21 protein-coding genes and 2 pseudogenes are annotated in these 22,817 nt (G+C 41.8%); 15 read left to right on the top strand and 8 right to left on the bottom strand.

All coding sequences use genetic code 11. From position 1 onward, the window contains the following. The first annotated feature begins 484 nt into the window (after positions 1-484). The 6 genes and pseudogenes from rpmH to ACY3FQ_RS16045 form a co-directional block, all read left to right on the top strand. On the top strand, positions 485-619 hold the full coding sequence (gene rpmH, locus ACY3FQ_RS16070; RefSeq protein WP_000831329.1) for a 50S ribosomal protein L34: 135 nt from the start codon (positions 485-487) through the stop codon (positions 617-619). 33 nt (positions 620-652) lie between these two features. Beyond that, on the top strand, positions 653-1,042 hold the full coding sequence (rnpA, locus tag ACY3FQ_RS16065; protein ID WP_039890852.1) for a ribonuclease P protein component: 390 nt from the start codon (positions 653-655) through the stop codon (positions 1,040-1,042). A 9-nt stretch (positions 1,043-1,051) separates the two neighbouring features. Continuing rightward, the gene (yidD, locus tag ACY3FQ_RS16060; RefSeq protein WP_004977726.1) at positions 1,052-1,372 is read left to right on the top strand and encodes a membrane protein insertion efficiency factor YidD; all 321 of its coding nucleotides are present in this window, start codon (positions 1,052-1,054) and stop codon (positions 1,370-1,372) included. A gap of 5 nt (positions 1,373-1,377) precedes the next feature. Next, the gene (yidC, locus tag ACY3FQ_RS16055; protein ID WP_004697434.1) at positions 1,378-3,141 is read left to right on the top strand and encodes a membrane protein insertase YidC; all 1,764 of its coding nucleotides are present in this window, start codon (positions 1,378-1,380) and stop codon (positions 3,139-3,141) included. Between the two features lie 99 nt (positions 3,142-3,240). After that, positions 3,241-4,596 (top strand): tRNA uridine-5-carboxymethylaminomethyl(34) synthesis GTPase MnmE, encoded by a 1,356-nt coding sequence (gene mnmE / locus ACY3FQ_RS16050; RefSeq protein WP_279702138.1) that lies wholly within the window; start codon positions 3,241-3,243, stop codon positions 4,594-4,596. 103 nt (positions 4,597-4,699) lie between these two features. Next, a pseudogene (locus ACY3FQ_RS16045) lies at positions 4,700-5,221 on the top strand (transposase domain-containing protein); the annotation flags it as partial. Positions 5,222-5,315: 94 nt separating this feature from the next. On the opposite strand, the gene ACY3FQ_RS16040 reads toward ACY3FQ_RS16045, so the two are convergent. The 3 genes from ACY3FQ_RS16040 to guaD all read right to left on the bottom strand — a co-directional run bounded on the left by ACY3FQ_RS16040 (position 5,316) and on the right by guaD (position 7,809). Beyond that, entirely contained in the window at positions 5,316-5,567 is a 252-nt protein-coding gene (locus tag ACY3FQ_RS16040; protein ID WP_004977734.1) for a GlsB/YeaQ/YmgE family stress response membrane protein, read from the bottom strand. Between the two features lie 172 nt (positions 5,568-5,739). Continuing rightward, complete coding sequence (gene hpt, locus ACY3FQ_RS16035) at positions 5,740-6,267, bottom strand: hypoxanthine phosphoribosyltransferase (protein ID WP_004697480.1); 528 nt, start codon at positions 6,265-6,267, stop codon at positions 5,740-5,742. Between the two features lie 225 nt (positions 6,268-6,492). Then, entirely contained in the window at positions 6,493-7,809 is a 1,317-nt protein-coding gene (guaD, locus tag ACY3FQ_RS16030; protein ID WP_489774359.1) for a guanine deaminase, read from the bottom strand. Positions 7,810-8,137: 328 nt separating this feature from the next. Between guaD and ACY3FQ_RS16025 the strand changes: the two genes are divergently transcribed. After that, positions 8,138-8,611: a hypothetical protein gene (locus tag ACY3FQ_RS16025; protein ID WP_489774439.1), complete on the top strand. Its 474-nt coding sequence runs from the start codon at positions 8,138-8,140 to the stop codon at positions 8,609-8,611. 380 nt (positions 8,612-8,991) lie between these two features. On the opposite strand, the pseudogene ACY3FQ_RS16020 reads toward ACY3FQ_RS16025, so the two are convergent. The 3 genes and pseudogenes from ACY3FQ_RS16020 to ACY3FQ_RS16010 all read right to left on the bottom strand — a co-directional run bounded on the left by ACY3FQ_RS16020 (position 8,992) and on the right by ACY3FQ_RS16010 (position 11,669). Continuing rightward, a pseudogene (locus tag ACY3FQ_RS16020) lies at positions 8,992-10,152 on the bottom strand (glutathionylspermidine synthase family protein). Between the two features lie 3 nt (positions 10,153-10,155). Then, the gene (locus tag ACY3FQ_RS16015; RefSeq protein ID WP_058952476.1) at positions 10,156-10,518 is read right to left on the bottom strand and encodes a hypothetical protein; all 363 of its coding nucleotides are present in this window, start codon (positions 10,516-10,518) and stop codon (positions 10,156-10,158) included. Between the two features lie 185 nt (positions 10,519-10,703). Then, a complete protein-coding gene (locus tag ACY3FQ_RS16010) occupies positions 10,704-11,669 on the bottom strand; it encodes a TerC family protein (RefSeq protein WP_419381099.1) in 966 nt (321 codons plus the stop codon). A 398-nt stretch (positions 11,670-12,067) separates the two neighbouring features. Between ACY3FQ_RS16010 and ACY3FQ_RS16005 the strand changes: the two genes are divergently transcribed. The 3 genes from ACY3FQ_RS16005 (at position 12,068) to ACY3FQ_RS15995 (ending at position 13,148) form a co-directional block, all read left to right on the top strand. Then, positions 12,068-12,352: a GNAT family N-acetyltransferase gene (locus tag ACY3FQ_RS16005; RefSeq protein ID WP_062031177.1), complete on the top strand. Its 285-nt coding sequence runs from the start codon at positions 12,068-12,070 to the stop codon at positions 12,350-12,352. 39 nt (positions 12,353-12,391) lie between these two features. Continuing rightward, positions 12,392-12,676, top strand: coding sequence for a GNAT family N-acetyltransferase (locus ACY3FQ_RS16000; RefSeq protein WP_058870643.1), 285 nt, complete (start codon positions 12,392-12,394; stop codon positions 12,674-12,676). 94 nt (positions 12,677-12,770) lie between these two features. Beyond that, the gene (locus tag ACY3FQ_RS15995; RefSeq protein ID WP_489774357.1) at positions 12,771-13,148 is read left to right on the top strand and encodes a hypothetical protein; all 378 of its coding nucleotides are present in this window, start codon (positions 12,771-12,773) and stop codon (positions 13,146-13,148) included. A 58-nt stretch (positions 13,149-13,206) separates the two neighbouring features. Here the strand turns inward: ACY3FQ_RS15995 and mpl are convergent, their stop codons facing one another. Then, positions 13,207-14,574, bottom strand: a complete 1,368-nt coding sequence (mpl, locus tag ACY3FQ_RS15990; protein WP_489774355.1) for a UDP-N-acetylmuramate:L-alanyl-gamma-D-glutamyl-meso-diaminopimelate ligase — start codon at positions 14,572-14,574, stop codon at positions 13,207-13,209. A gap of 256 nt (positions 14,575-14,830) precedes the next feature. Between mpl and ACY3FQ_RS15985 the strand changes: the two genes are divergently transcribed. The 4 genes from ACY3FQ_RS15985 (at position 14,831) to ACY3FQ_RS15970 (ending at position 19,086) form a co-directional block, all read left to right on the top strand. After that, on the top strand, positions 14,831-15,169 hold the full coding sequence (locus ACY3FQ_RS15985; RefSeq protein ID WP_004977754.1) for a DMT family protein: 339 nt from the start codon (positions 14,831-14,833) through the stop codon (positions 15,167-15,169). A gap of 192 nt (positions 15,170-15,361) precedes the next feature. Next, positions 15,362-15,874 carry a 5-(carboxyamino)imidazole ribonucleotide mutase gene (purE, locus tag ACY3FQ_RS15980; protein WP_058870640.1) on the top strand — a complete coding sequence of 171 codons (513 nt, stop codon included), beginning with the start codon at positions 15,362-15,364 and terminating at the stop codon, positions 15,872-15,874. A 15-nt stretch (positions 15,875-15,889) separates the two neighbouring features. Beyond that, positions 15,890-17,011, top strand: coding sequence for a 5-(carboxyamino)imidazole ribonucleotide synthase (locus tag ACY3FQ_RS15975; RefSeq protein WP_489774354.1), 1,122 nt, complete (start codon positions 15,890-15,892; stop codon positions 17,009-17,011). A 791-nt stretch (positions 17,012-17,802) separates the two neighbouring features. Then, positions 17,803-19,086 carry a lytic murein transglycosylase gene (locus tag ACY3FQ_RS15970; RefSeq protein WP_489774353.1) on the top strand — a complete coding sequence of 428 codons (1,284 nt, stop codon included), beginning with the start codon at positions 17,803-17,805 and terminating at the stop codon, positions 19,084-19,086. Positions 19,087-19,198: 112 nt separating this feature from the next. Here the strand turns inward: ACY3FQ_RS15970 and ACY3FQ_RS15965 are convergent, their stop codons facing one another. After that, positions 19,199-20,326, bottom strand: a complete 1,128-nt coding sequence (locus tag ACY3FQ_RS15965; RefSeq protein ID WP_058952469.1) for an anhydro-N-acetylmuramic acid kinase — start codon at positions 20,324-20,326, stop codon at positions 19,199-19,201. A gap of 63 nt (positions 20,327-20,389) precedes the next feature. Here ACY3FQ_RS15965 and tyrS point away from each other — a divergent pair, with 63 nt between their 5' ends. Continuing rightward, positions 20,390-21,622 carry a tyrosine--tRNA ligase gene (gene tyrS / locus ACY3FQ_RS15960; RefSeq protein ID WP_094148828.1) on the top strand — a complete coding sequence of 411 codons (1,233 nt, stop codon included), beginning with the start codon at positions 20,390-20,392 and terminating at the stop codon, positions 21,620-21,622. Positions 21,623-22,817 lie beyond the last annotated feature (1,195 nt).

Below are 22,817 nucleotides of genomic sequence, written 5' to 3'. Positions count from 1 at the left end.
ATAGAATATAGCACAAAGTTATCCACAAACTATTAATTTTATAAAAACAATCTTATCCACACCATATTTTATTGTTTTATAATTAAAAAAGCGTCATTTCCACAGAAAAAGACCGCCCTAATAGTAATAAATTTAAATTTATAAATTTGAATTTATTTATAAGAGACCTGTTTTCTGGGGATAACTGGAGATCCAAAATGAATTTAAATTTAAAAACATGCACAGTAAGTGAATTTAAAGACTTGTGGATAATTGTGTGGGTAATCTTGTTGGTAACTTATATCACTTTAATAAACAATAATCTAGGTTGTGTATAAGAAAAAAGTGCAGTTGTTTAAATGTTATCGAGAAAAGAGCAAGCTCAAGCTGCTGTTACAAATAAAAAGGCTTAATTTCACAAGAAAATCGGTTTCCCATTGACAGCTCAAGCAATGAACACTAAACTCGCGAACCTTCATTGAATGATCATTTTTGGAGTTTCGATATGAAACGTACATTCCAACCATCTGAATTAAAGCGTAAGCGCGTTCATGGTTTCCGTGCTCGTATGGCTACTAAAGCTGGTCGCCAAGTATTAGCTCGTCGTCGTGCAAAAGGTCGTCACAGCTTAACTGTTTAATTAATAGTTAAGGCTTAAACGATTTTGGGTGTTATGACTACACTTTATGGCTTCAGCACAGAGGTTCGTATTCGCTGTGCTGCCGATTATAAAAGTGTCTTCGATGGTGCGCTTTTTAAAGTGCATCAGCCCCATTTCTTATTTCTAGCAAAACTGACCGAACAACCTCAAAGTCGTTTGGGTATTGTTGTTGCTAAAAAGAAAGTGCGTCGTGCACACGAAAGAAATAGAGTAAAACGTTTGGCTCGCGAAAGTTTTCGCTTGCATCAACAGCAATTAACTTTAGATATTGTGGTTATGCCTAAAATGGGGATAGAAACAGTGCCTAATGCAGAGTTGCACCAGCAATTACAATTTGCTTGGCAAAAATTACAACGTCTTGCCAAAAAGCATCAAAAAATAGCTCCCTCCCTGCAAAAGTAGAGATGGCCAATGGTCCGGTTACTGCATTGGTTAATTCGATTTTATCAAATTGCGATTAGTCCTTTACTTGGACCGCGTTGTCGTTATATCCCTACATGTTCTCAATATTCATTGGAAGCAGTCCATACACATGGTGCTGTGCGTGGTGTGTGGTTGGCTACTAAACGTATTTGCCGTTGTCATCCTTGGGGTGGATCGGGGTATGACCCTGTTCCAAACAAAAGGATTCGTTTTATCTCTTTTCAGCAAATAGATTCTCAAAAGCATCTGGTTGCTGTACCCTTTCGTGATTGTTTCTTGAACCAAAATCACTCTAACCACTTGGGGTAATCGATATGCAACAATGGGCCAGGTTTGCCATTCTCGGGGCCATGTTTGTTGTCGCTTATTTGCTCATTTTGGCTTGGCAAAAAGATTATGGACATGCTGAGACTCAGCCACAGCCACAACAGGCTGCAGCAGTTTCACATGAAGTATCTGCAGATTTGCCAAATGCTCAAACGGCTTCAGCAGCGTCTGATATGCCACAAGCAAATATCGCGACTCAGCAACCAGCTACAGAAGCAAAAGCATCTGTAAATCAACAGCTTATTTCAGTACAAACTGACCTTTATCATCTTTGGATTAATCCTAAAGGTGGTGATATTGTTCGTATTGAATTGTTAAACCATGACAAGAGCAAAGACAGTAACGAAGCATTTGTCATGCTTGAAAGTGATGCAAAACGTACTTATGTGGCGCAGTCTGGTTTAATTGGTCTTAATGGTCCAGACAGTAACCGTAGCGGTCGTCCAATGTATGAGATTGAAAAATCTGCTTATACATTGAATGATGCCAAGGCGGTTCAAACTGAAGATGGAAAAAGCATCAAAGTGTTAACCGTACCGATGGTACTGAAAACAGCTGATGGTGTGGAAATCATTAAAACCTTTACCTTTAAGCAAGGTGAATATCCTGTTGTTGTGAACCATAAAGTGGTGAACCGCAGTGGTCAAAACTGGCAGGGTCAAATGTTTGGTCAACTCAAACGTGACAACTCTGATGATCCAGGCAAATCGGATCAAGGTATTTTCACGCTGGGCACTTTCTTAGGTGGTGCTTGGGGTTCGCCTGAAGAACATTATAACAAGCTTAAATTTGCTAACTTCAATGAAGAAAAATTGAATGTTGAGGCGAAAGGCGGCTGGGTTGCTATGGTTCAGCACTACTTTGTGAGTGCTTGGATTCCTGGTGACTTAAAATTGACGCAAGCCAATGGTCAACCTTATGTCGCGAAATTAGAGTCGCGTAAGTCAACGGATGATATGAATATCATTGGTTTTACTTCGCCGACGATTACTGTGCCTGCTGGTACAGTGGCTGAGATTGATGCGACTTTCTATTCAGGTCCTAAAGTTCAATCTGAGTTAAAAGAGCTTGCAACAGGGTTAAACCAAACTGTTGATTATGGTTGGTTATGGCCAATTGCGAAATTATTGTTCTTGGGTCTTGAGTTCTTCCACGGTTTAGTGGGTAACTGGGGCTGGGCAATTATTTTGTTAACGGTCTTGGTGAAACTGATTCTTTGGCCATTGTCGTCTAAGAGCTACCGCTCAATGGCGAAAATGCGTGTCATTGCACCTGAAATGCAACGTATGAAAGAAGAGTTCGGTGAAGACCGTATGCGCTTCTCTCAAGAAATGATGGCACTGTATAAACGTGAACAAGTCAATCCGCTTGCGGGTTGTTTGCCATTGTTATTACAAATGCCAATCTTCCTTGCGTTGTACTGGGTGTTGATGGAGTCTGTTGAGCTTCGTCATGCGCCATGGTTACTTTGGATTCAAGATTTGTCAGCGATGGATCCGTGGTTTATTTTACCGCTGTTAATGGGCGCAACGATGTTCATTCAGCAGTCTTTAAACCCACAACCGGCTGATCCAATGCAAGCGAAAGTTTTCAAAATCATGCCGATTGTTTTCACAGTCTTTATGCTGTTCTTCCCTGCGGGTCTCGTGTTGTACTGGATTGTCAACAACAGTATTACGATTATTCAGCAGACCTTGATCAACAAATCTGTTGAAAAAGACCGTTTGAATAAGGAAAGTGCGTCGAGTTAATCGAGGCAACTTTTCGCGAAAAGCTGAATAAATCCGCTTAAGATGGTAATCTTAGGCGGATTTTTCTTTGCGCGTTTTTAAGATTTTTAGGTGAATGTTATGTACAACCGAACTACGATTGCTGCCATTGCAACACCACCTGGGCGTGGTGGTGTCGGGGTCATTCGCCTATCTGGTCCCAAGTCTTATGAGATTGCACAGGCCTTGACCCAAAAAGATTTACCGAAAGCCCGTTTTGCAGGTTTTCGCCAGTTTTATGATGCGTCTGGCGAGGTGATGGATGAGGGCTTAGCGATTTGTTTTCCGAACCCGAACTCGTTTACTGGTGAAGATGTGGTTGAGTTGCAAGGTCATGGTGGCCCTGTCATTCAAAATGCTTTACTGGGGCGTTTGTTGGAGCTCGGTGCGATTGCAGCAAAAGCCGGTGAGTTTTCCATGCGTGCTTTTGAAAATGGCAAGCTGGATTTGGTACAGGCTGAAGCGATCGCCGATTTGATTGATGCGACGTCTCAAGCCGCTGCACGTTCTGCGGTACGTTCATTACAAGGCGCATTTTCAACTAAAGTAAATCGCGTGTTGGAGCAATTGATTCATCTACGTTTGCATGTGGAAGCTGCGATTGATTTTCCTGAAGAAGAAATTGATTTTCTTGCGGACGGGAAAATTTTAAATCTTTTAGATGGTGTTACGGCTGCTGTGAACCAAGTGCAACAATCGGCTCGTCAAGGACAGTTGCTGCGTGAAGGTTTACAAGTGGTGATTGCTGGGAAACCGAATGCGGGTAAGTCATCACTGCTCAATGCATTAGCGGGCATTGAACGCGCCATTGTGACGGATATTGCGGGTACGACGCGGGATGTCTTACATGAAAAAATTACCCTGAATGGCTTACCCATTACCTTAACTGATACCGCAGGTTTACGTGAAACAGGTGATATTGTCGAAAAAGAAGGGATTCGTCGTGCCATTAAAGAAATTGAGCAAGCCGATCTGTTACTTTTGGTCTATGACTTAAGCCAAGGCGAAGACCCACTCAAACTGGCGCAAGAATATTTTGCTGAGCATATTGAACCGAAACGTTTAATGCTGATTGGCAATAAGTGTGATTTGATGGAAACGACATCGCATATCGAAGATTTTAACGGCTTCCGTCATATTATGGTTTCGGCAAAGCAAGAAACTGGCGTTCAAGCGCTCATAGAAGCGATTACAGCGCATGCAGGCTTCCAGCCAGAAGAAGATACCTTTATTGCACGTACACGCCATTTAGACGCAATGAAACGCACTCAGCTTTACCTTGCTGAAGCGCGTGAACAATTGGTGGTGTATAACGCAGGTGAGTTGGTCGCAGAGTCGCTACGTTTGGCGCAAAATGCTCTCGGCGAAATTACAGGGGATTTTAGTGCGGATGATTTGCTTGGGAAAATTTTTGGATCGTTCTGTATTGGAAAGTAATACTGCTATTGATAAAAAAGCCCTCTGATCAGTAATGCCAGTCAGTTAAGCAAAAAAAGTTAAAATACTGTAAAAAGAGCGTATGTAAATACGCTCTTTTTTTATGAATTTATCTCAGAATTTAGATTTAACATTAAAACAAACCCTACCTTCACTTTCACAATTCAGTGAATTGATTGATTTAAACTGGATTGAAGATTGCTTAAACCAAACAGGTAAAGCATCAATTCGAAAAAGAAAACTGCCTGCTGAACATGTTGTTTGGCTGGTGATCGGACTTGCTCTATTTCGAAATCAACCGATTTGGTATGTGGTTCAACAATTGCAACTTGTTTTCGGTACGGCAGAATACTGTGTACCGAGTGCATCCGTACAAGCAAGACAGCGCTTAGGCTTAGAGCCCATGAGTGCTTTATTTTCGACATTAAGTCAGGCATGGTTTAAAGACTCACAACAACAATATAGCAACTTTCACGGTCTATGCGTTTGTGCTGTAGATGGTGTTGTTTGGTCTATGCCTCATACAGAAGAAAACTTTAAGCACTTTGGTTCATCCAAAGGCAAAACAGCAGCTGCCCCTTACCCACAAGTCAGAGCGACTTGCCTGGTGAATACCAATACGAATACCCATAAAACAAGAGGAAGCTCATTTGAGCTTCCTCTTGTGAAAAATTGTGGGACAGCAATGCCTGAAACGGTGCTTTTTTTAATGGCTGAGTTTAGGTTTTTTTTGTGACCATGTTGTAAATGAATAGAATAACAATAGCCCCAATAACTGACGCAATAAAGCCTGCGGCAGAGCCTTCACTATAGAGACCAAGTAAACGACCACCATAAGTGGCTACGAGAGAACCTGCAATCCCCAGTAAAGTAGTGACAATAAATCCCGCTTTGTCATCGCCAGGATGGATAGCGCGTGCGATGAGACCTGCAATAAAACCAATCACGATTGCAACAATAAGTGACCACATGAGCCAGCTCCTTTTTTATCATGTCTTTGTTTTTACATCATGTGCAAAAATATCATCAGGCATAATGCGACTGTGCAGTAGAGCGAATCTGCTAAAAACTGTATGTTTTATGTACTTAGCTCACGATAAAAATAAAAAAAGTGGCCTTCGGCCACTCTTTTGTCGATTGATCTTAAAGACCAATTTCACCAATAAATGGCAAATGACGGTACTTTTGGTCGTAGTCTAAGCCATAACCCACAATGAATCGATCTTCGACATTAAAGCCTAAAAACTTCACATCGAGTTCAATTTCACGGCGTGAAGGTTTGCTGACTAAGGTACATAGTTCAATTGAGTTGGGAGAGCGTGTTTCTAAAATTTCGAGTACTTTGCTCAAGGTGTTGCCTGAGTCGATGATGTCTTCAATGACCAAGACATCTTTACCGCGAATTTCACCGTCTAAATCTTTTAAAATTTTTACATCACGTGAAGATACCGTACCGCCACCGTAGCTCGAAACCGTCATGAAATCGAGTTCATGGGGTTTTGAAATGGTACGACATAAGTCTGCCATGAAAATGACTGAACCACGTAATAAACCAATCAGTACGAGTTCCTTATCACTGTTTGCATAATGCGCATCGATTTGTGCACCAAGCTCTTTTACTTTCGCTTGAATCTCTTCAGTAGAAATCATTACGCTCATTTGAACGGTCATGGGTAGATACCTAAAAATTAAAAAAAATCAAAAATAAAAAAGGCGTTGACCTGCAACACCTCTATATATGCATTAATTTTAATATATCTCTAAACGAGATGCACCCCCTTTTGCCCGCTGGAAATGTAATCATTTCATTACAGGCGGGATGCTGCTTGGTTTAGAGGCGAAAATCAAAGTTGTTTCAAAACTCGATTAGCTGCTTAAATTTTTGCTATTTGCTACTTAGTTTTGCACATAGGCTTTCTGACCAAAAATATAAGTCGCATGAATATTACGGTCATCACCCATGGTCATTAGGGCAAATAACGCATCTTCAATCCCTTTTGCACGTTGCTGACGTAATGCTTGCAGCGCAGTTGCTTTGAGATCGAGCACAACAAAGTCGGCCTCTTTGCCCAAATTAAAGTTACCGAGTTTATCATCCAAGCTCAGTGCTTTGGCACCGCCCAGCGTAGCGTGGTAGAGCGACTCAAAAGCAGACAGTTTATCGCCCTGAAGCTGCTGCACTTTATAAGCTTCATTCAGAGTTTGTAGTTGGTTAAAAGAGGTCCCTGCACCAATGTCTGTACCCAGTCCAACTTTTACCTGCTTTTCCCAAGTCTTGTTCAACGGAAATAAACCACTACCTAAAAATAGGTTGGAGGTCGGACAGAAAGCAATGGCAGAGTCAGTCTGATGCATGCAGTCCCACTCAGCCTCTTCTAAGTGCACACAGTGGGCAAAGACCGAATGCGAACCGGTTAAGCCAAAGTGATGATAAACATCGAGATAACCTTGCTGTTCAGGGAATAAGTCTTTCACCCAAGCGATTTCATTTTTATTTTCACTTAAATGCGTATGCACATACACATCTGGGTATTCAGCTTTGAGCTGGCCTGCTTTAGCCAATTGCTCTAGTGTTGAGGTTGGAGCAAAGCGTGGCGTAATCGCATACAGGTTACGGCCCTTGCCATGCCATTTCTCAATCAGTGCTTTAGAGTCCGCATAAGCACTGTCAGGTGTGTCGCACAGATCTTCAGGTGCATGACGGTCCATCATGACTTTACCTGCGATCAGACGCATCTGGTGCTGCCCTGCTGCTTCAAATAGTGCATCGACTGATTCGGTATGCACAGTACAGAAGACTAAGGCTGTGGTGGTGCCATTTTTCAGCAGTTCTTGCACAAAGAATTGGGCAATCTGGTCTGCATAGGCTTTATCGGAAAATTGTAATTCAGTTGGGAAGGTATAGGTATTGAGCCATTCGAGTAGCTGTTCACCATAGGCCCCCACCATTTCTGTTTGTGGAAAATGAATGTGGGTGTCGATAAAGCCCGGCACAATCAATTGTTCAGGATAGTGCTGAACCTCGACGCCAACAGGAAGGTGCTGTTGCCCCTCCTGCCAAGATCCAAACCATTGGATTTTGCCATTTTGGCTAATCAGTAAACCATCTTCTACGTAACGCACTTGGTCGTGAATTTCACGCGCTTGGGCAACCGTATTCTGAATATCTAGGAAGCGACCGCGAACCGCCGTCGTTGCAACTACAGAAGACATTTTAAACCTGCGTTTTGACTTTTTTTCGATTGATTGTACCGTAAACTGGATTTTTTTCACGGCTATTTACTGAAGTTTTTATGTGTGTTGTGAACGCTACATTTTAAATGAAAGACTGGAACAGTATTTTCTTAGAACTTGAACTGTTTTAAAGCCAGACATGTACCTGTGCCATCGATAAGATCATGATTTTTTATGTAATACATACGCACAAGCTTTGAGCTTAAATGATTCAATCTATTCGCAAAATTTTGTTGAGAAAGTCTTTATCTTTAAATGCTGAGTCAGTACAGTGTCGGCATTGATAAAATAAGAGACCATGACCGGCATGTATTTTTGGAATACCAAAGCATTAGCACATGAATTATCTAGCAATACCCTCGATAAAAAGCATTATAAAAATTATTACTTAGTCACCGCCTTATTGGTTTCAGTGGTGTATTACTACGGCATGTATTCACCCTATGGTGATGTCCGTGTGATTGGCGTTGAGGGACTTCTGACTTTATTGATTATGTTTATCGGGATTCAAAGCGCTTATAAAGCCAATGGTGGCGATGAGGGTGAGCATTTCTTAGGTCGAATCACAGCGTTGTCTTTTCTCATTTTGGTACAAACCACTGTAGCTGGTGTTGTATTTGGGGCATTGTTATTGGGGCTTTATTTTGCTTTTAATCTAGAAGGCACGGCGTTTGATAATTGGTATGAGTGGACTATTTCGCTGTTTACCATTTTCCTGCAAATCTTATTTTTTACGCGTTTGGTGTCTTATATGAAGCGGGTTAAAGCGCATACCATTTAAGCTTGAAAAAATATTGTCTTTGAATATATGCCTGTCAGTTTTAGATTTGACAGGCATTTTCTTTTTCAACTTAAACATTATTTGATACACGGAAGCGTCATCCGCAACCTGCGTAGTGTTTGGAATAGATTGTTTTTGCAACACAAATTTTTTAATTATAGAAAGTGAATAGGTTTTGCGGAGGACAAATGCTTTCCTTACAAAGCTTCGCTTCTCATTTGGCGAAACAAAAGAATAATTGAGCTCCCAGTATCGAACTTAAAAAAGATAAGACTCTGTCGTGAATAACCTAAAAGTGATGGTGCTCCTACTAAAACGCCTGAACAGACCCGCATTAATCTTTGGACACTTATTTTAAATAGGTGATTTAGAGCGCCACTTTATTCCACAAAATAATGCGCAGCAAAATGCGCATCATTGCCAATCACATCAAACACATCTTCACGCAGTGACATCCCCGCACATTCATCTCCGACCATCCAAAGTCCCAAGGTGGGCAGCATGCCTTCATGCAACGGAGTTTTTACCCAGCGCTGCATGACATAACCATATTTGTCGTAGTCATCGAAGTAAAAACTACCTGAGGCTGCGCCGCAATCGACATTGTTTTGTAAGATATGAATATTTGCGCCTTCGCGCGCTAAGATGGGCTTACGTACCCATTTCCCTGCGTAGTGGGCGTGCGCATCATAAGCATGGGTTTCTAATAACAATGGATGATTCGGAAAGCGTTTCCATAGCTCGATCAATAGGGCTTTATTGGAGAGCAGCATTTTCCAACATGGTTCAATCCATTCGGTTTCGGGTTTGAGAAACTGCGAAAAACTTTCTTCCCAAATCCATTCCCACGGATATAGCTTAAATAAATGCTGAATCTCTTGCTGATGCAAATCGACAAAGGCTGTGCCATTCCAACCGATGTTTTCCATCGACAGTTCGCTGACATTTAAGCCTGCCTGAAAAGCAGTATCCATGAGGTATTCTAAATTGCCCCAATCTTCACGCCCTGCTTCTTGACAGGCTGCGAAATGGACACGGCTACGCGCAGGATAGAGCTGTTTCCAACGCTCAATTAGCTTTTCATGAATGCTGTTGAACTGATCACGGTTTGCAATATTTTCGACCTGTTCAATCCAATGCCACTATGCAACTGAGGCTTCGAGTAAACCCGTTGGCGTATCGGCATTGTATTCCAGCATTTTGATGGCTTGACCATCATAGGCAAAATCGAAACGACCATACAGCATTGGCGCTTGGTTTTTCCATGAATGCTCAATCAGAGGAATCGCTGCTGGGGGGAGTTGAAAATATTCGGGATAATGACCGCGTTGAATCATATCCCCTGCCACTTCAAGACACATTTGGTGTAATTCGTTCGAGGCATCTTCAAGCTGTTCAATTTGCTTGAGGCTAAACTCATAAGCTACCCCTTCTGACCAATACATTGAACCATCCCGCGACGGCAAGTTGTAGTAGTCAAAACCGATCTCTTGATGCGCCTGTTGCCAGTTTGCTCGCTCAGGGAATAGAACTCGTTTCATGTATTAACCTCCGAACGAGCCTCCGCCACGGCCGAAGCCTCCACGAATGGGTTGGGATTTGGCATGGCTAAAAACGTGAGTTGAGATTCTGGGTGTACCCGTCGAATGACGTCCGCGAGCTTTCAAGATTTGGCCCATGTAACGGACTTTACGGTTATTTTTATAATATTGTGGGCCGATATAAACCCCAGTAGAGCCACTATAGCTCGATTCGCTATTTTCGTTAGCAGGTTCGCACAGTTCAAAATGCCAGTCTTGGTAGCAGTTGTATTGGTTATTGTAAACATCCTGTTGTAGGGTTTTAGAACCGCTACATGCCGTGAGTAAAACCGGCACTACAACAAGAGTTAATTTTTTGGTACGCATGGATGAGCAACCTTCAGGTTCTTTTATTTTTACAGGTAAAACCAAGGGTTTTAAGCCCGCTTATCATAGGGAGCTGTCTGCATAAAGTACAGTACATTTGCACCGAAAATCATAGGATTAAGTCTTGTACAATTTAAGATTTAGCCATCAAAAAAGCCTTCACAGTGGAAGGCTTTTTTAAAACATTAGAGGGTGGTTTGATGATGTTTCTTACTGTATCGAATCGACAAGATCGCAGTAATGGTCAGCACCAACACAATAAAGCCCAGTGAAATCCAAATTGGCATATGGAACACATCCAACATGAGCATCTTAAAGCCGATGAATACCAAGATAATACCTAAACCATACGGGAGATAATGCATCTTGGTTGCTGCACCAGACAACAAGAAGAACATCGCACGTAGACCCAAAATCGCCATTAAGTTTGCAGTCAACACAATAAACGGATCAGAAGTCACCGCGAAAATTGCAGGAATGGAGTCCACCGCGAAAATCACATCCGACGCTTCAACTAGAATCAACACCAAGAACAGCGGCGTTGCCCATAACATCCCGTTTTGACGGACAAAGAACTTATTGCCATGCATTTGCGGGGTAATCCGCATATGTTTACGTAGCCATTTTAAGATCGCCATATCTTCGATATCGGTTTCTTCTTCGTTTTGCCCTTTGAAGAATTTGAAACCCGTATACACCAAGAACGCACCGAAGATATATAGAATCCATGAGAACTCTTGTACAAACCACGCGCCAATAAAAATAAAGATGGTACGTAGAATAATCGCGCCCAATACACCATACAGCAGTAATTGGCGTTGTAGTGCAGGTGGGATGGCAAAAGCAGCAAAGATCATCAGCCAGACAAAGACGTTGTCGACAGCTAAAGATTTTTCAAGTAGATAACCTGCGAAGTACTCCATGACCTTGGTATTGGCCACAGTGACACCTGCAGTTTGTTGTAGATAAAGCCAGAGACCTGCACCAAAGAGTGATGCGACGGAAACCCACGCAATACTCCATAAAGCGGCTGTTTTGATTTTAACTTCTTGGCCTTCTTTTTGTTTAAAGCCTAAAAAGTCGATCAGTAGCATCACGGTAACAATGCCGAAAAAAGCAAGGTATAGCCATAAATTGCCGATAGATTCCATGAAATCCTCCACATCCAGCAATCGGCCACAAAAAAACCTTGACCTGCTGCCAGATGAAATAAACATCTGTGACAACATGATCAAGGTCTTGCCTACATTTTAGCGTATGTATTTTGTGCGCTAAAATGCTCAGATACCGACTTTTTGCAAAGTGTAATGACGATAATCTGACACGTGAAAGTTATGCATGGCATTGATTTTTCACGTTTGGAGGAGGCTACTCCCCTTGTTCAACATAAATTTGGTTTTGGATTTGATCCAAAAGTGAGCTAAGCATCGCATATTTTTATGGTTTAAGCAAATATTAAAGAAAATTGTAGATGAAATATAAATGAGACAAAATTTTACTTCAATTTGTGGCAAGCTAAAAAAAAACAGTAAACCAAAGAGGAATAATAATGAAAATTCAACATCAAGAAACAGGTAGTAAAGGCGAAGTTTTTGTTGAGCAAGAAAACGAGCGTGTGGCGGAAATGACTTATAGTTGGGCTGGGGACGATAAATTTATCATTGATCACACTTGGGTCAGTGAGTTGCTCCGTGGGCAACATGTGGGGCGTCAGTTATTGGATGTTTTGGTTAACTTTGCCCGTGATAAGGGTGTGAAAATTTTACCTTTGTGCCCTTTTTCCAAATCGGTATTCGACAAAGATCCATCTATTCATGATGTTTTATTTCACTAAGATAGAGAACGATAAATCAATCCATTCAACGAGTGTGCTATGCAATTTCAACATGTAGATCGCGATCAAAAAGGTGAGTTTTTTTTAAATAATGCAGAAGGTCAGCGCATTGCTGAAATTAGTTATATTTGGCGGGATGACACAACCATCGATGCCAACCATACTTGGGTCGATGATTCACTGCGAGGTCAAGGTGTGGCGCGTTTGCTGTTGGATACTCTGGTTGATTTTTCACGTGAGAAAAACCTGAAGATTATCCCGACCTGCTCTTATGTCGATGTGATGTTTCGCCGTGAGAAAAGTTTTGAAGATGTCGCGGCTTAATTGTTCACAGCATTCATCGCGGTTCTAAGCGTTAAACTAAAATGAGATCGATATAGCTGCCATTACAGTTCTATTTTGTGTTTTGCAGCGCTGAATGATGGTGAAATTAAAGTATATGAAGACGCTTTTATCTATGGCCCTATTCTGTTCAGTTGCCCCTTTATTGCATGCTGAAGATTGTGTAAAACTTGAGGAAAAGGCAGAACAAAAAGAAGTTCAGATTATTCCACGTTGGGGCATGAAAGTGACTGCTCCAACCAGAGTGTATTTTCATTCAGCACCGAGCAATGCTTGTAAAATCAAAGATCTGTTTATGATTAAAAATGACCATATCACTGCTTATAGCACCTATGATGATGGCCAAGAACAGTGGGTTTCGATCATGTATTTCAGCAAACGCTTGGGAGACACGGTTCAAGGTTGGTCAAAACTAAAAGACTTTGAATATACGGGTACGATGTCTGGTTTTTAATTGGGTATGCTTGTAAAAAAACCCGCAATATGCGGGTTTTTTCTTCTAATGGGACAATTTATTCTGCGTTCAAGGCACTGATCAATTTTTGGTGTAAACCACCAAAGCCACCATTGGACATGATCACGACTGCATCGCCCTCGCCTGCTTCACTGACGATGGTATGGATAATATCATCTAATGTACGTGCGACTACGGCCTTGTTGGGTGCAGCCGCAATGACAGGTTGTAAGTCCCAGTCTAAACCTTCTGGTTGATACCAAATCACTTCATCCGCCAAACGCGCAGAGTGCGCGAGTCCATCTTTATGGCTTCCCATGCGCATGGTATTTGAACGAGGTTCAATAATTGCCCACAACTTACGTTCGCCTAAACGCTTACGTGCGCCTTCTAGCGTAGTATCAATTGCGGTTGGGTGATGGGCAAAGTCATCATACACTTCAACGCCACGCACCGTGCCTAAAAGCTCCATACGGCGCTTCACGCCGCCAAAGTTAGACAGTGCTTCGCACGCTGTTTCAATGCTCACGCCGACGTGTTCAGCCGCAGCGATAGTCGCCAAAGCATTGGCTACGCTGTGCTGCCCTGTCATGTTCCATTGCACCGTGCCTTTCACCACGCCGTGTTGGAGTACTTTAAAGTGTGAACCATCAGCACTGAGTTGTTCGGCATACAATTCAGACTTGTCTTGGGCCTCTAAAGAGGTACGAACCACAGGTGTCCAACAGCCCTGCTCTAAAACTTCATCAATATTGCTTTCAGTAATTGGCGCAATGATACGACCCTCACTTGGAATAGTACGAACCAAGTGATGGAATTGTTTTTGAATCGCTGCTAGATCATCAAAAATGTCGGCATGGTCAAATTCAAGGTTATTCAAAATGGCTGTTTTTGGGTGGTAATGCACGAACTTCGAACGTTTGTCAAAAAAGGCAGAATCATATTCATCGGCTTCGACACAGAAGTATTTGCCACCACCTAACCGCGCACTTTCAGAGAAACCTAACGGTACACCGCCAATCAGGAAACCTGGCTCTAAACCTGCCTGATCCAATACCCAAGCCAACATGGTGGTGGTGGTGGTTTTACCGTGGGTCCCTGCTACACCAAGTACGTGTTTGCCTTGGAGCACATGATCGGCCAAAAATTGTGGGCCTGAAATATAGGGCAAGCCTTCATTGAGCATGTATTCAACGGCATCAATCCCGCGTTTCATGGCATTGCCGACGATGACTAAATCAGGATGCGGTTGTAAATGACTGCGGTCATAACCTTGCATTAAGGTAATGCCTGCATTTTCGAGTTGGGTCGACATGGGAGGATAAACGTTTAGATCCGAACCCGTCACTGTGTGGCCAAGATCACGTGCTAAAAGCGCTAAAGACCCCATAAAGGTGCCACAAATACCCAAAATATGCAGATGCATTCCGCCTCACTCCACTGCTTTTATAGACACATCACGTATTGTTGGTGCTGTTGTCGTGATTAATTCGATGTGAAAGCAACCATAGCAAGGCGCTTAGCGAAAAGATAGTGATTCTTGTATCTAATCGTTTAATTATTCTGCGGCGTTGAACAACGCTTTTATTTTGTAAAAAAGTCGGCTAAAAAGTGCAATATTTGCTGAATTTCCTAGCAAAAAACGTAGAATAAAATGCTCCTAAACTCGGCGATCTTGCTTCATGTCCCTGCCCTTTATTTTATTGATTATTGCCAACTGTTTTATGACACTTGCATGGTATGGACACTTAAAATTTTTGCCGGGTGTGCCGCTTTGGCAAGCCATTTTATTTAGCTGGTTCATTGCATTGGTGGAATACAGTTTTATGATTCCTGCGACCCGTATGCTGTCACAGCAAGGCTGGTCAATGGGTGAAATGAAAATCACCCAAGAAGTGGTGACGCTCTTGGTTTTTGTACCGTTTATGCTTTTCTTATTTAAACAGCCTTTTAAGCTCGATTATTTGTGGGCCGGACTGTGTTTATTTGGTTGTGTGTATTTTGTTTTTCGCAGCCAATAACTCAAAAAATGAGGCTACAGTCCTCTTTTTATTTAAGTTTTATGCTACGAAATAAAAAAACAAGAAAAATCTGCATTTAGTTGCACGGTTAAATTTTGGAGAGCTGAAAAATCAGTCTATAATACGGGGCTCTTATTAAAGCTTGGCGCTAGTCGAGATTTATCTCTCTTAACTATCTCTGGAAACATTGCAATGAATGCGGCCGCTTCACAAGACACTCCTCTCGTTGGAATTATCATGGGTTCTCAATCAGATTGGGCCACTCTCGAACACACTGCCAATATGCTTAAGCAACTTGGTGTCCCATTTGAAGCGGAAGTTGTGTCTGCGCACCGTACGCCAGATCGTCTTTTTGAATATGCTGAACAAGCACGTGACCGTGGTATCCAAGTGATTATTGCGGGTGCAGGCGGTGCGGCGCATTTACCGGGAATGTGTGCGGCGAAAACTGATTTGCCTGTACTGGGTGTGCCAGTGAAGTCTTCGATTTTAAACGGTGTCGATTCACTGTTATCCATTGTGCAAATGCCAGCAGGTATTGCAGTGGGTACTTTAGCAATTGGTCCAGCAGGCGCAACCAATGCCGCGATTATGGCAGCACAAATTTTAGGTCTGACACGTCCTGAAATTGCAAAAAATGTAGCAGATTTCCGTGCTGCACAAACCGACAAAGTCGCAAGCAGCAATATTCCAGGCCAAGCTTAATACGGGGCATTCCTCATGAATAAAACCATCGGTATTTTTGGTGGTGGGCAGCTGGGTCGCATGATGGCACAAGCGGCTTTGCCACTAAATATTCAATGTACGTTTTTTGATAGCAGTACCCACTGCCCTTCAGCGGCTTTAGGAACGGTGATTTCAAGCAAAACTGAAAACGGTTTACAAGACTTTATTGCCAGTGCAGATGTCTTCAGCCTTGAGTTTGAAAATACGCCTTTGTCTGATGTTGATGTGTTGACCAAGCAAAAAGATATGCATCCGCCGCGTCAGGCTTTAGCTATTGCACAGCATCGCTTGTCTGAAAAAGCATTATTTGATGAGCTTGAGATTCCTGTTGCGCCTTATAAAGCGGTAGATTCCCTAGAAAATTTAAGCGCTGCGGTTGCTGAGCTGGGTTTACCGATTGTGCTGAAGACAGCCACAGGTGGCTATGATGGTAAAGGTCAGTTCGTATTGCGTTCTGAGCAGCAAATTGAACAAGCATGGGCTGAATTAGGCCCTGCTGGTAGTTTAATTGCAGAAAGCTTTGTGACCTTCTCGCGTGAGGTTTCGATCATTGCGGTACGTGGTCAAAATGGCGATGTGAAAACGTGGCCATTGGCTGAAAACCATCACCATCATGGTATTTTGTCGCATTCGATTGTTCCTGCACCGAATAGTGCGGACTTACAACCCGTTGCACAAGACTACATCACTCGCCTATTGAATCATTTGAATTATGTTGGCGTGTTGACCTTAGAACTGTTTGTAACAGACAAAGGTTTGTATGCCAATGAAATGGCGCCACGTGTGCATAATTCAGGACACTGGTCGATTGAAGGCGCAGTATGCTCTCAGTTTGAAAACCATATTCGTGCAGTTGCAGGCTTACCCTTGGGTTCAACTGAAGTCGTTCGCCCTACGGTCATGATCAATATTATTGGTCAGTATCCACAGTCTGAACAAGTCTTGGCCTTAGAAGGTGTACATCTACATCTTTATAATAAGGAAGAACGTGAAGGTCGTAAGATTGGTCACCTAACTTTAATGCCGAATGATACCGCTCAACTCACGATGCTATGTCGCCAGTTGGCTAAAATCTTACCAAATCCATTGGCACTGAGCGAAGATATGACCATCTAAAGCTTCAGTTGTTGTTAAAAAAAGCGATCACGATAGTGGTCGCTTTTTTATTTGGACTCATTCAGGCATGATTGCGCCTCTTTGAAAAAAGTGACCGTTAATCGGATCAAAATTGAAATAAATTGAGTGTTTTTTATCCGTTTTGATAAAATTAGCGCATAGAAAAATAAACTGAAAGCAAAATAAAGCGAGTTTTGTGCAGAGAAGCACGTTTAAAACAGCGTCTACAATTGAATGTGACACTGGTTTTCACCTAAAAGAAAGTGAAACAGTAGAGAGCTCTATCAACTTGGGTATGTGGATATCTTTTCAAGTATGTTTTGAATTTAAAAAATAGAAGTAAAATTTTGAATTTAAAAGTGGGTTTTAAATTTAAATCGAGTGTTTAAATTTAAAATGAATTTAAAAGTTTTGATGCTGTTTGAATTTAAATTCAAAACAATAAATTTAAAGTCTGTGAGATGAATTTAAAGTTTTGAATTTAAAAATATTGAGCTTGGGTTTCGAAGTTTAATTCTTTGTATATTGTTGATTATGAATGTTAAATAAAAATGTGGATAAAATAAATTTAAAACAAGATGATTGAATTTAAAGTGCTTGCTGAACTAAAGGTTGTTTTTGAATTCAAAAGTTGAGATCTGTAGTATTGTGGATAAGTGGTTTTAAATTTAAAAGATGGTTTTGAATTTAAACCAAAATGAATATTCATTTACGTTTTGATTCAGAAAAGTGAAATCGAAAGTGTTAAGGTTAAAAGCATAATTCAGAGATAAAGAATCATTAGGGATTTTATGCACCGTTTTGCTTTTCTTTTAGGTTCATTTTTTTTAGCGGCGACTCAGGCGAATGCTGAGCTTATTATTAATGGTCAAAAAGTTACAGGCAGTTCAAATGTCGCAACTTCCGATTATCGTCCTCAGAATTCATTTCAAAGCTGTATTGCCAATTTAAAAAACCAAGCGATTTCGAATGGTGTGTCTGCGTCCACTTATGATCGCTACACACAAAATTTAGCGCCTGATTATTCTGTGATTGAAAAATTAAATTACCAACCTGAATTTTCCACGCCGATTTGGGATTATTTGTCAGGATTGGTGGATGATGAGCGTGTTGCAGTAGGTCAGCAAAAATTGGCGCAGCATCGTGAAGTGTTGAATCGTGTTGCGGCAGCATATGGTGTGCCTGCGGAGACCGTGGTTGCCGTGTGGGGCGTGGAAAGTAATTTTGGCGATATTTCAGGTAAATATCCATTATTACAAGCTTTAGGCACATTGAGTTGTGAAGGGCGCCGCCAAAGCTATTTCCGTGGAGAGTTTTTTGCCGCTATGCGTATTTTACAGCGTGGCGATTTAACGGAGTCACAACTGAAAGGCTCATGGGCAGGTGCGTTTGGCCATACCCAGTTTATGCCATCGACTTATGAAGAGCTGGCCGTCGACTTTGATGGCGATGGACGCCGTGATTTGGTGTCGAGTACTACAGATGCTTTGGCATCAACAGCCAATTTCCTCAAAAAACGCGGTTGGCAAACTGGGCAGCCTTGGGGCTTTGAAGTAAAAAATCCGCAAGCGATTTCTCTGAGTGGTGAAAGTCGTCGCAATAAGAAGTCATTGTCTTACTGGGTGCAGAATGGCTTGGTACGCGCAGATGGCTCAGCGTTAATTCAAGGCAATTTATCTTCTAGCTCGCAAGCGGGGTTGATGGCACCTGCTGGTGAAAATGGTCCACTGTTTTTAGTGTTTAAAAACTTTGATGCAATCTATAGTTATAACGCAGCAGAAAGTTATGCATTAGCGATTGCGCATTTGTCAGACCGTTTACAAGGGCAAGGCGGTTTTAGTACAACTTGGCCAACTGATGATGCAGGCACTTCACGTTCTGAACGTCGTGAAATTCAGCAGTTTTTACTGAATCGTGGCTATGATATTGGTGCGGTAGATGGTTTGATTGGTGATAAAACTCGTCAAGCCATTCGACAGGAGCAAATCCGTTTAGGTTTAAGCCCTACTGGACGAGCGGGACAGCAAATTTTAAAAGCCTTTCGGCAGGAAAATGCCAAGTTGATGATGCGTTAACATTAACAGCAAAAAATCGCTGAAATAGATAAAAAGCCAGTCGGTTATTCACCTGACTGGCTTTTTTTGATTTGCTCGGGTTGCGACTAAAAGGTTAGAAGCGCTTTGATGTTTAAACCGCAGTAATCGTCCCGAGAATACGGTCGCCCCGTGCACCTGTCACTGTCGGCAAATTGCCACTGAGTTGTTGGATAAAGCGCATGGCCAACCAAGCAAAGGCGGTTGCTTCCACCCACGTTGGGGCTAAGCCAATCGCGGAGGTGGTTTGTACAGACCAATTGTGCTTACGTAAGCGCCAGCGTAATTGTTCTAAAAGATGCGAGTTATACGCACCACCGCCGCAGACGTAGACTTCACCAGTATCCATATCGGAGCGATAGATGGCTTTTTTAATGGCGCGTGTGGTGAGCTTCATTAAGGTGGCCTGAACATTTTCAGGACTGTCTTCAAGCTCGTCGTATTCAAGGTCATTGCGCCAGTCGGCAATTTGTTCATCTAGCCATTCTAGATTGAAGTCTTCACGACCGGTACTTTTCGGTGGTTCTTTGGAAAAATATTCATGTGATTGTAGCCGATCGAGCAGGCTGCGAATCGGATGGCCGTAAGCTGCCCAATTGCCATTTTCATCGTAGGGCTGCCCAGTAAAACGTTCACACCAAGCGTCCATTAAAATGTTGGCTGGGCCTGTATCAAAACCGTAGACCTGATCAGGTTGGCCTGCAGGCAACATGCTGACATTGGCGATGCCGCCTAGGTTTAAGATGACGCGATGAATGCTCTCATGTTGGAATATATCTTGGTGAAACGCAGGAACCAGCGGGGCACCTTGGCCACCTGCGGCCATATCACGACGTCGAAAATCTGAAATCACAGGAATTTGGGTGATTTCAGTGATGATGTTTGGGTCACCAATTTGCAGGGTAAAACCGTGCTCTGGACGGTGGCGAATGGTTTGTCCATGTGAGCCAATAGCTTTGATTTGACTACGATCTAAATGACTTTGCTCAATCAGCTGATTGATGCCTTCGCCAATCATCTTTGCTAAAGCCACATCTGCCTTGCCCATGCGGTCGATTTCGTTGTCACCGGGCAAAGTGAGTGCCATCAGTTCATCGCGTAAATCTGGGTCGAAAGAAAGAGTGAGGGTGGCGTGAAGCTGCAATGGATCAAAAGAAGCAGCAACAATATCAACACCATCCATGCTGGTGCCAGTCATTACCCCAATATAGATCGCTGTCATGATTACTCTAAAGCCTGCAATGTGCTGAAAAAGTGTTAGTATATCGCACAAATTGAATAACTGATGTGTTTGGGTTTTGTGATGTCAAATTTCCTGCCGGCTGAAGAACAACTTGCTCTCATTCAACGAGGCACGCATGAAATTATTTCTGAAGAAGATCTTCTGAAGAAATTAAAAGAAAATCGTCCTTTAAAAATTAAAGCGGGCTTTGACCCGACTGCGCCTGACTTGCACTTGGGGCATACGGTTTTAATTAATAAACTGAAAACTTTCCAAGACTTGGGTCATGATGTGACCTTCTTGATTGGGGATTATACCGCGATGATCGGTGACCCGACTGGAAAAAGTGCAACACGCCCACCATTGTCGCGTGAGCAAGTGCTTGAAAATGCAAAAACGTATCAAGAACAGGTGTTTAAAATTCTTGATCCAAATAAAACCAAAGTGCGTTTTAACTCTGAATGGTTTGCCGAAAAAACGGCTGCTGACTTGATTCAATTGGCCTCACAGCAAACGGTTGCTCGCATGCTTGAGCGTGATGACTTCACCAAGCGTTATAACAACCATCAACCGATTGCAATTCATGAGTTTTTATATCCATTGGTTCAAGGTTATGACTCGATTGCCCTTGAGGCAGATGTTGAATTAGGCGGCACAGACCAAACATTTAACTTATTGATGGGGCGTACACTTCAAGGTCGTTATGATCAAGAAGCGCAAGTCTGCATTACAGTGCCAATCCTTGAAGGTTTAGACGGTGTGAACAAAATGTCTAAGTCTTTGGGGAACTATATTGGAGTATTTGATGCACCAGGCGCGATGTATCAAAAAGTTCTTTCGATGCCAGATGCTTTAATTGAACGCTATTTCGATTTACTCAGCTTTAAATCCGTTGAAGACATTAAAGTTCTGCTAAACGAAATTACTGAAGGGCGTAATCCACAAGAAGTGAAAAAGATTCTTGCGCTTGAGTTGGTAGAGCGTTTCCATGGTGCAGAAGCGGCAGAAAATGCACATAAAGGTGCAGGTAATCTGATTACTGAGGGTGAGTTACCCGAAGGAACACCTGAAGTGACAATTTCACGTGCAGAATTTGGTGGCGAGTTGTTTATTGCAACAATTCTTCGCGTAGCCGGTTTAAACCCAAATGCTGCAGCGGCAAAAGATGCCGTGGGTCGTGGTGCGGTCAAAGTCGATTGGAACGTGGTCGATATGAGTTTCTCTGTTAAAGAAAATGTCACTTTAATTATCCAGTCGGGTAAAAAAGCCATTGCGAAAGTCACTTTTACAGACTAAGTCAGTGCATATATATGCTTTAAGTCATTGATATAAAAGCAGGCTTCGGCCTGCTTTTTATTTTTTAATCTTTATAAAAAAATCAAATAAGTAAATTCAAAAAAAACCTTATAAAAACAATGCTTAATTTTTTCCAAAAATATTGCAATTTAAAATGAGTGTGTATAAGATTTCAACGTCTAGTCGATGTTTTTAACATCGCTAGAAGGGTCAATAAGAATAACTCTCCACAGTTTTCAAGTCTCTTCCCCAAGGGACTTTTTTTAAGATAACTATAATAATGACATCTATGGATCAGATAACGATCTAACTCCGAGGAAGAGGTTTTGGGAGAGATCTCTTCCTTTTTTATTGGCAAAAATTTAGTTTTTTAAAATCAGTTTCTCGCAGACAAATAACGAGTTGTCATAAAAGTTAGGTGCAACAGGCTCTTAAATAAAGATGGTCATTACCTTACAGGTAGATAGCACAGCGTTTTCTACTTATATCTAGATGCTCTGTATCATTAAGCTTTATCGTGGCTGTTATTTCAGCTCTGTCTTGAATTATTTTGATTGAGATGTGGATAGAAGAGGGCTTTGCTATTGCGCAAATGAAATAAAAACAGACTAAGCACTCCATTCTTGTTAAATAATTAGGTGTCTTTATAGCAATGTGACAGTTTTTCAGCTTAGGCGCGTATTAAATAAAGAACTACGTCTTTAGAAAGATGATTTATCAAAAATACAGAGATGAACGGAATAAAGAGTGATTTTAAGCCTGAAAACAACGTTGCTAGAAGATTGGTAAGACTCTGCTGAAAGAAAAAATAAATGCTAAGGCTTAAATTTCAAGCTTAAAAGACTTTTAAAGATTGGAAATGAAATGCTCATGTTGAAAGAAATAAGAGAAAAAATGATAAATATGATCAAAAAATAGATGAAAAATACGATTTTTCTTAAGTTTTGTAGAAAAAACCAACGCCCGTTTCAAATAAGTGAATTTGGGGGTTGCAAAGATTTCGTAATGGTCTAGAATGCACCCCATACCGACGAGATAGACGGAAACGAACGAAGCACGAAGTGCTGAGTTGTTGAGTGTATTGAGTCCAGCTTCTAGCACTGACGAGGTGTTAGGAAGATCATTAAGAGATTATGAAGAACAACTTGTGTGGATTTTTACTGATTGATCGATCGAAAATATTTCATTGATTGAT

It is taken from the genome of Acinetobacter sp. AB03, from assembly GCF_058107045.1.
Note: the sequence above shows the minus strand (reverse complement) of the source record. Positions and strands in the feature narration are given on the sequence as shown.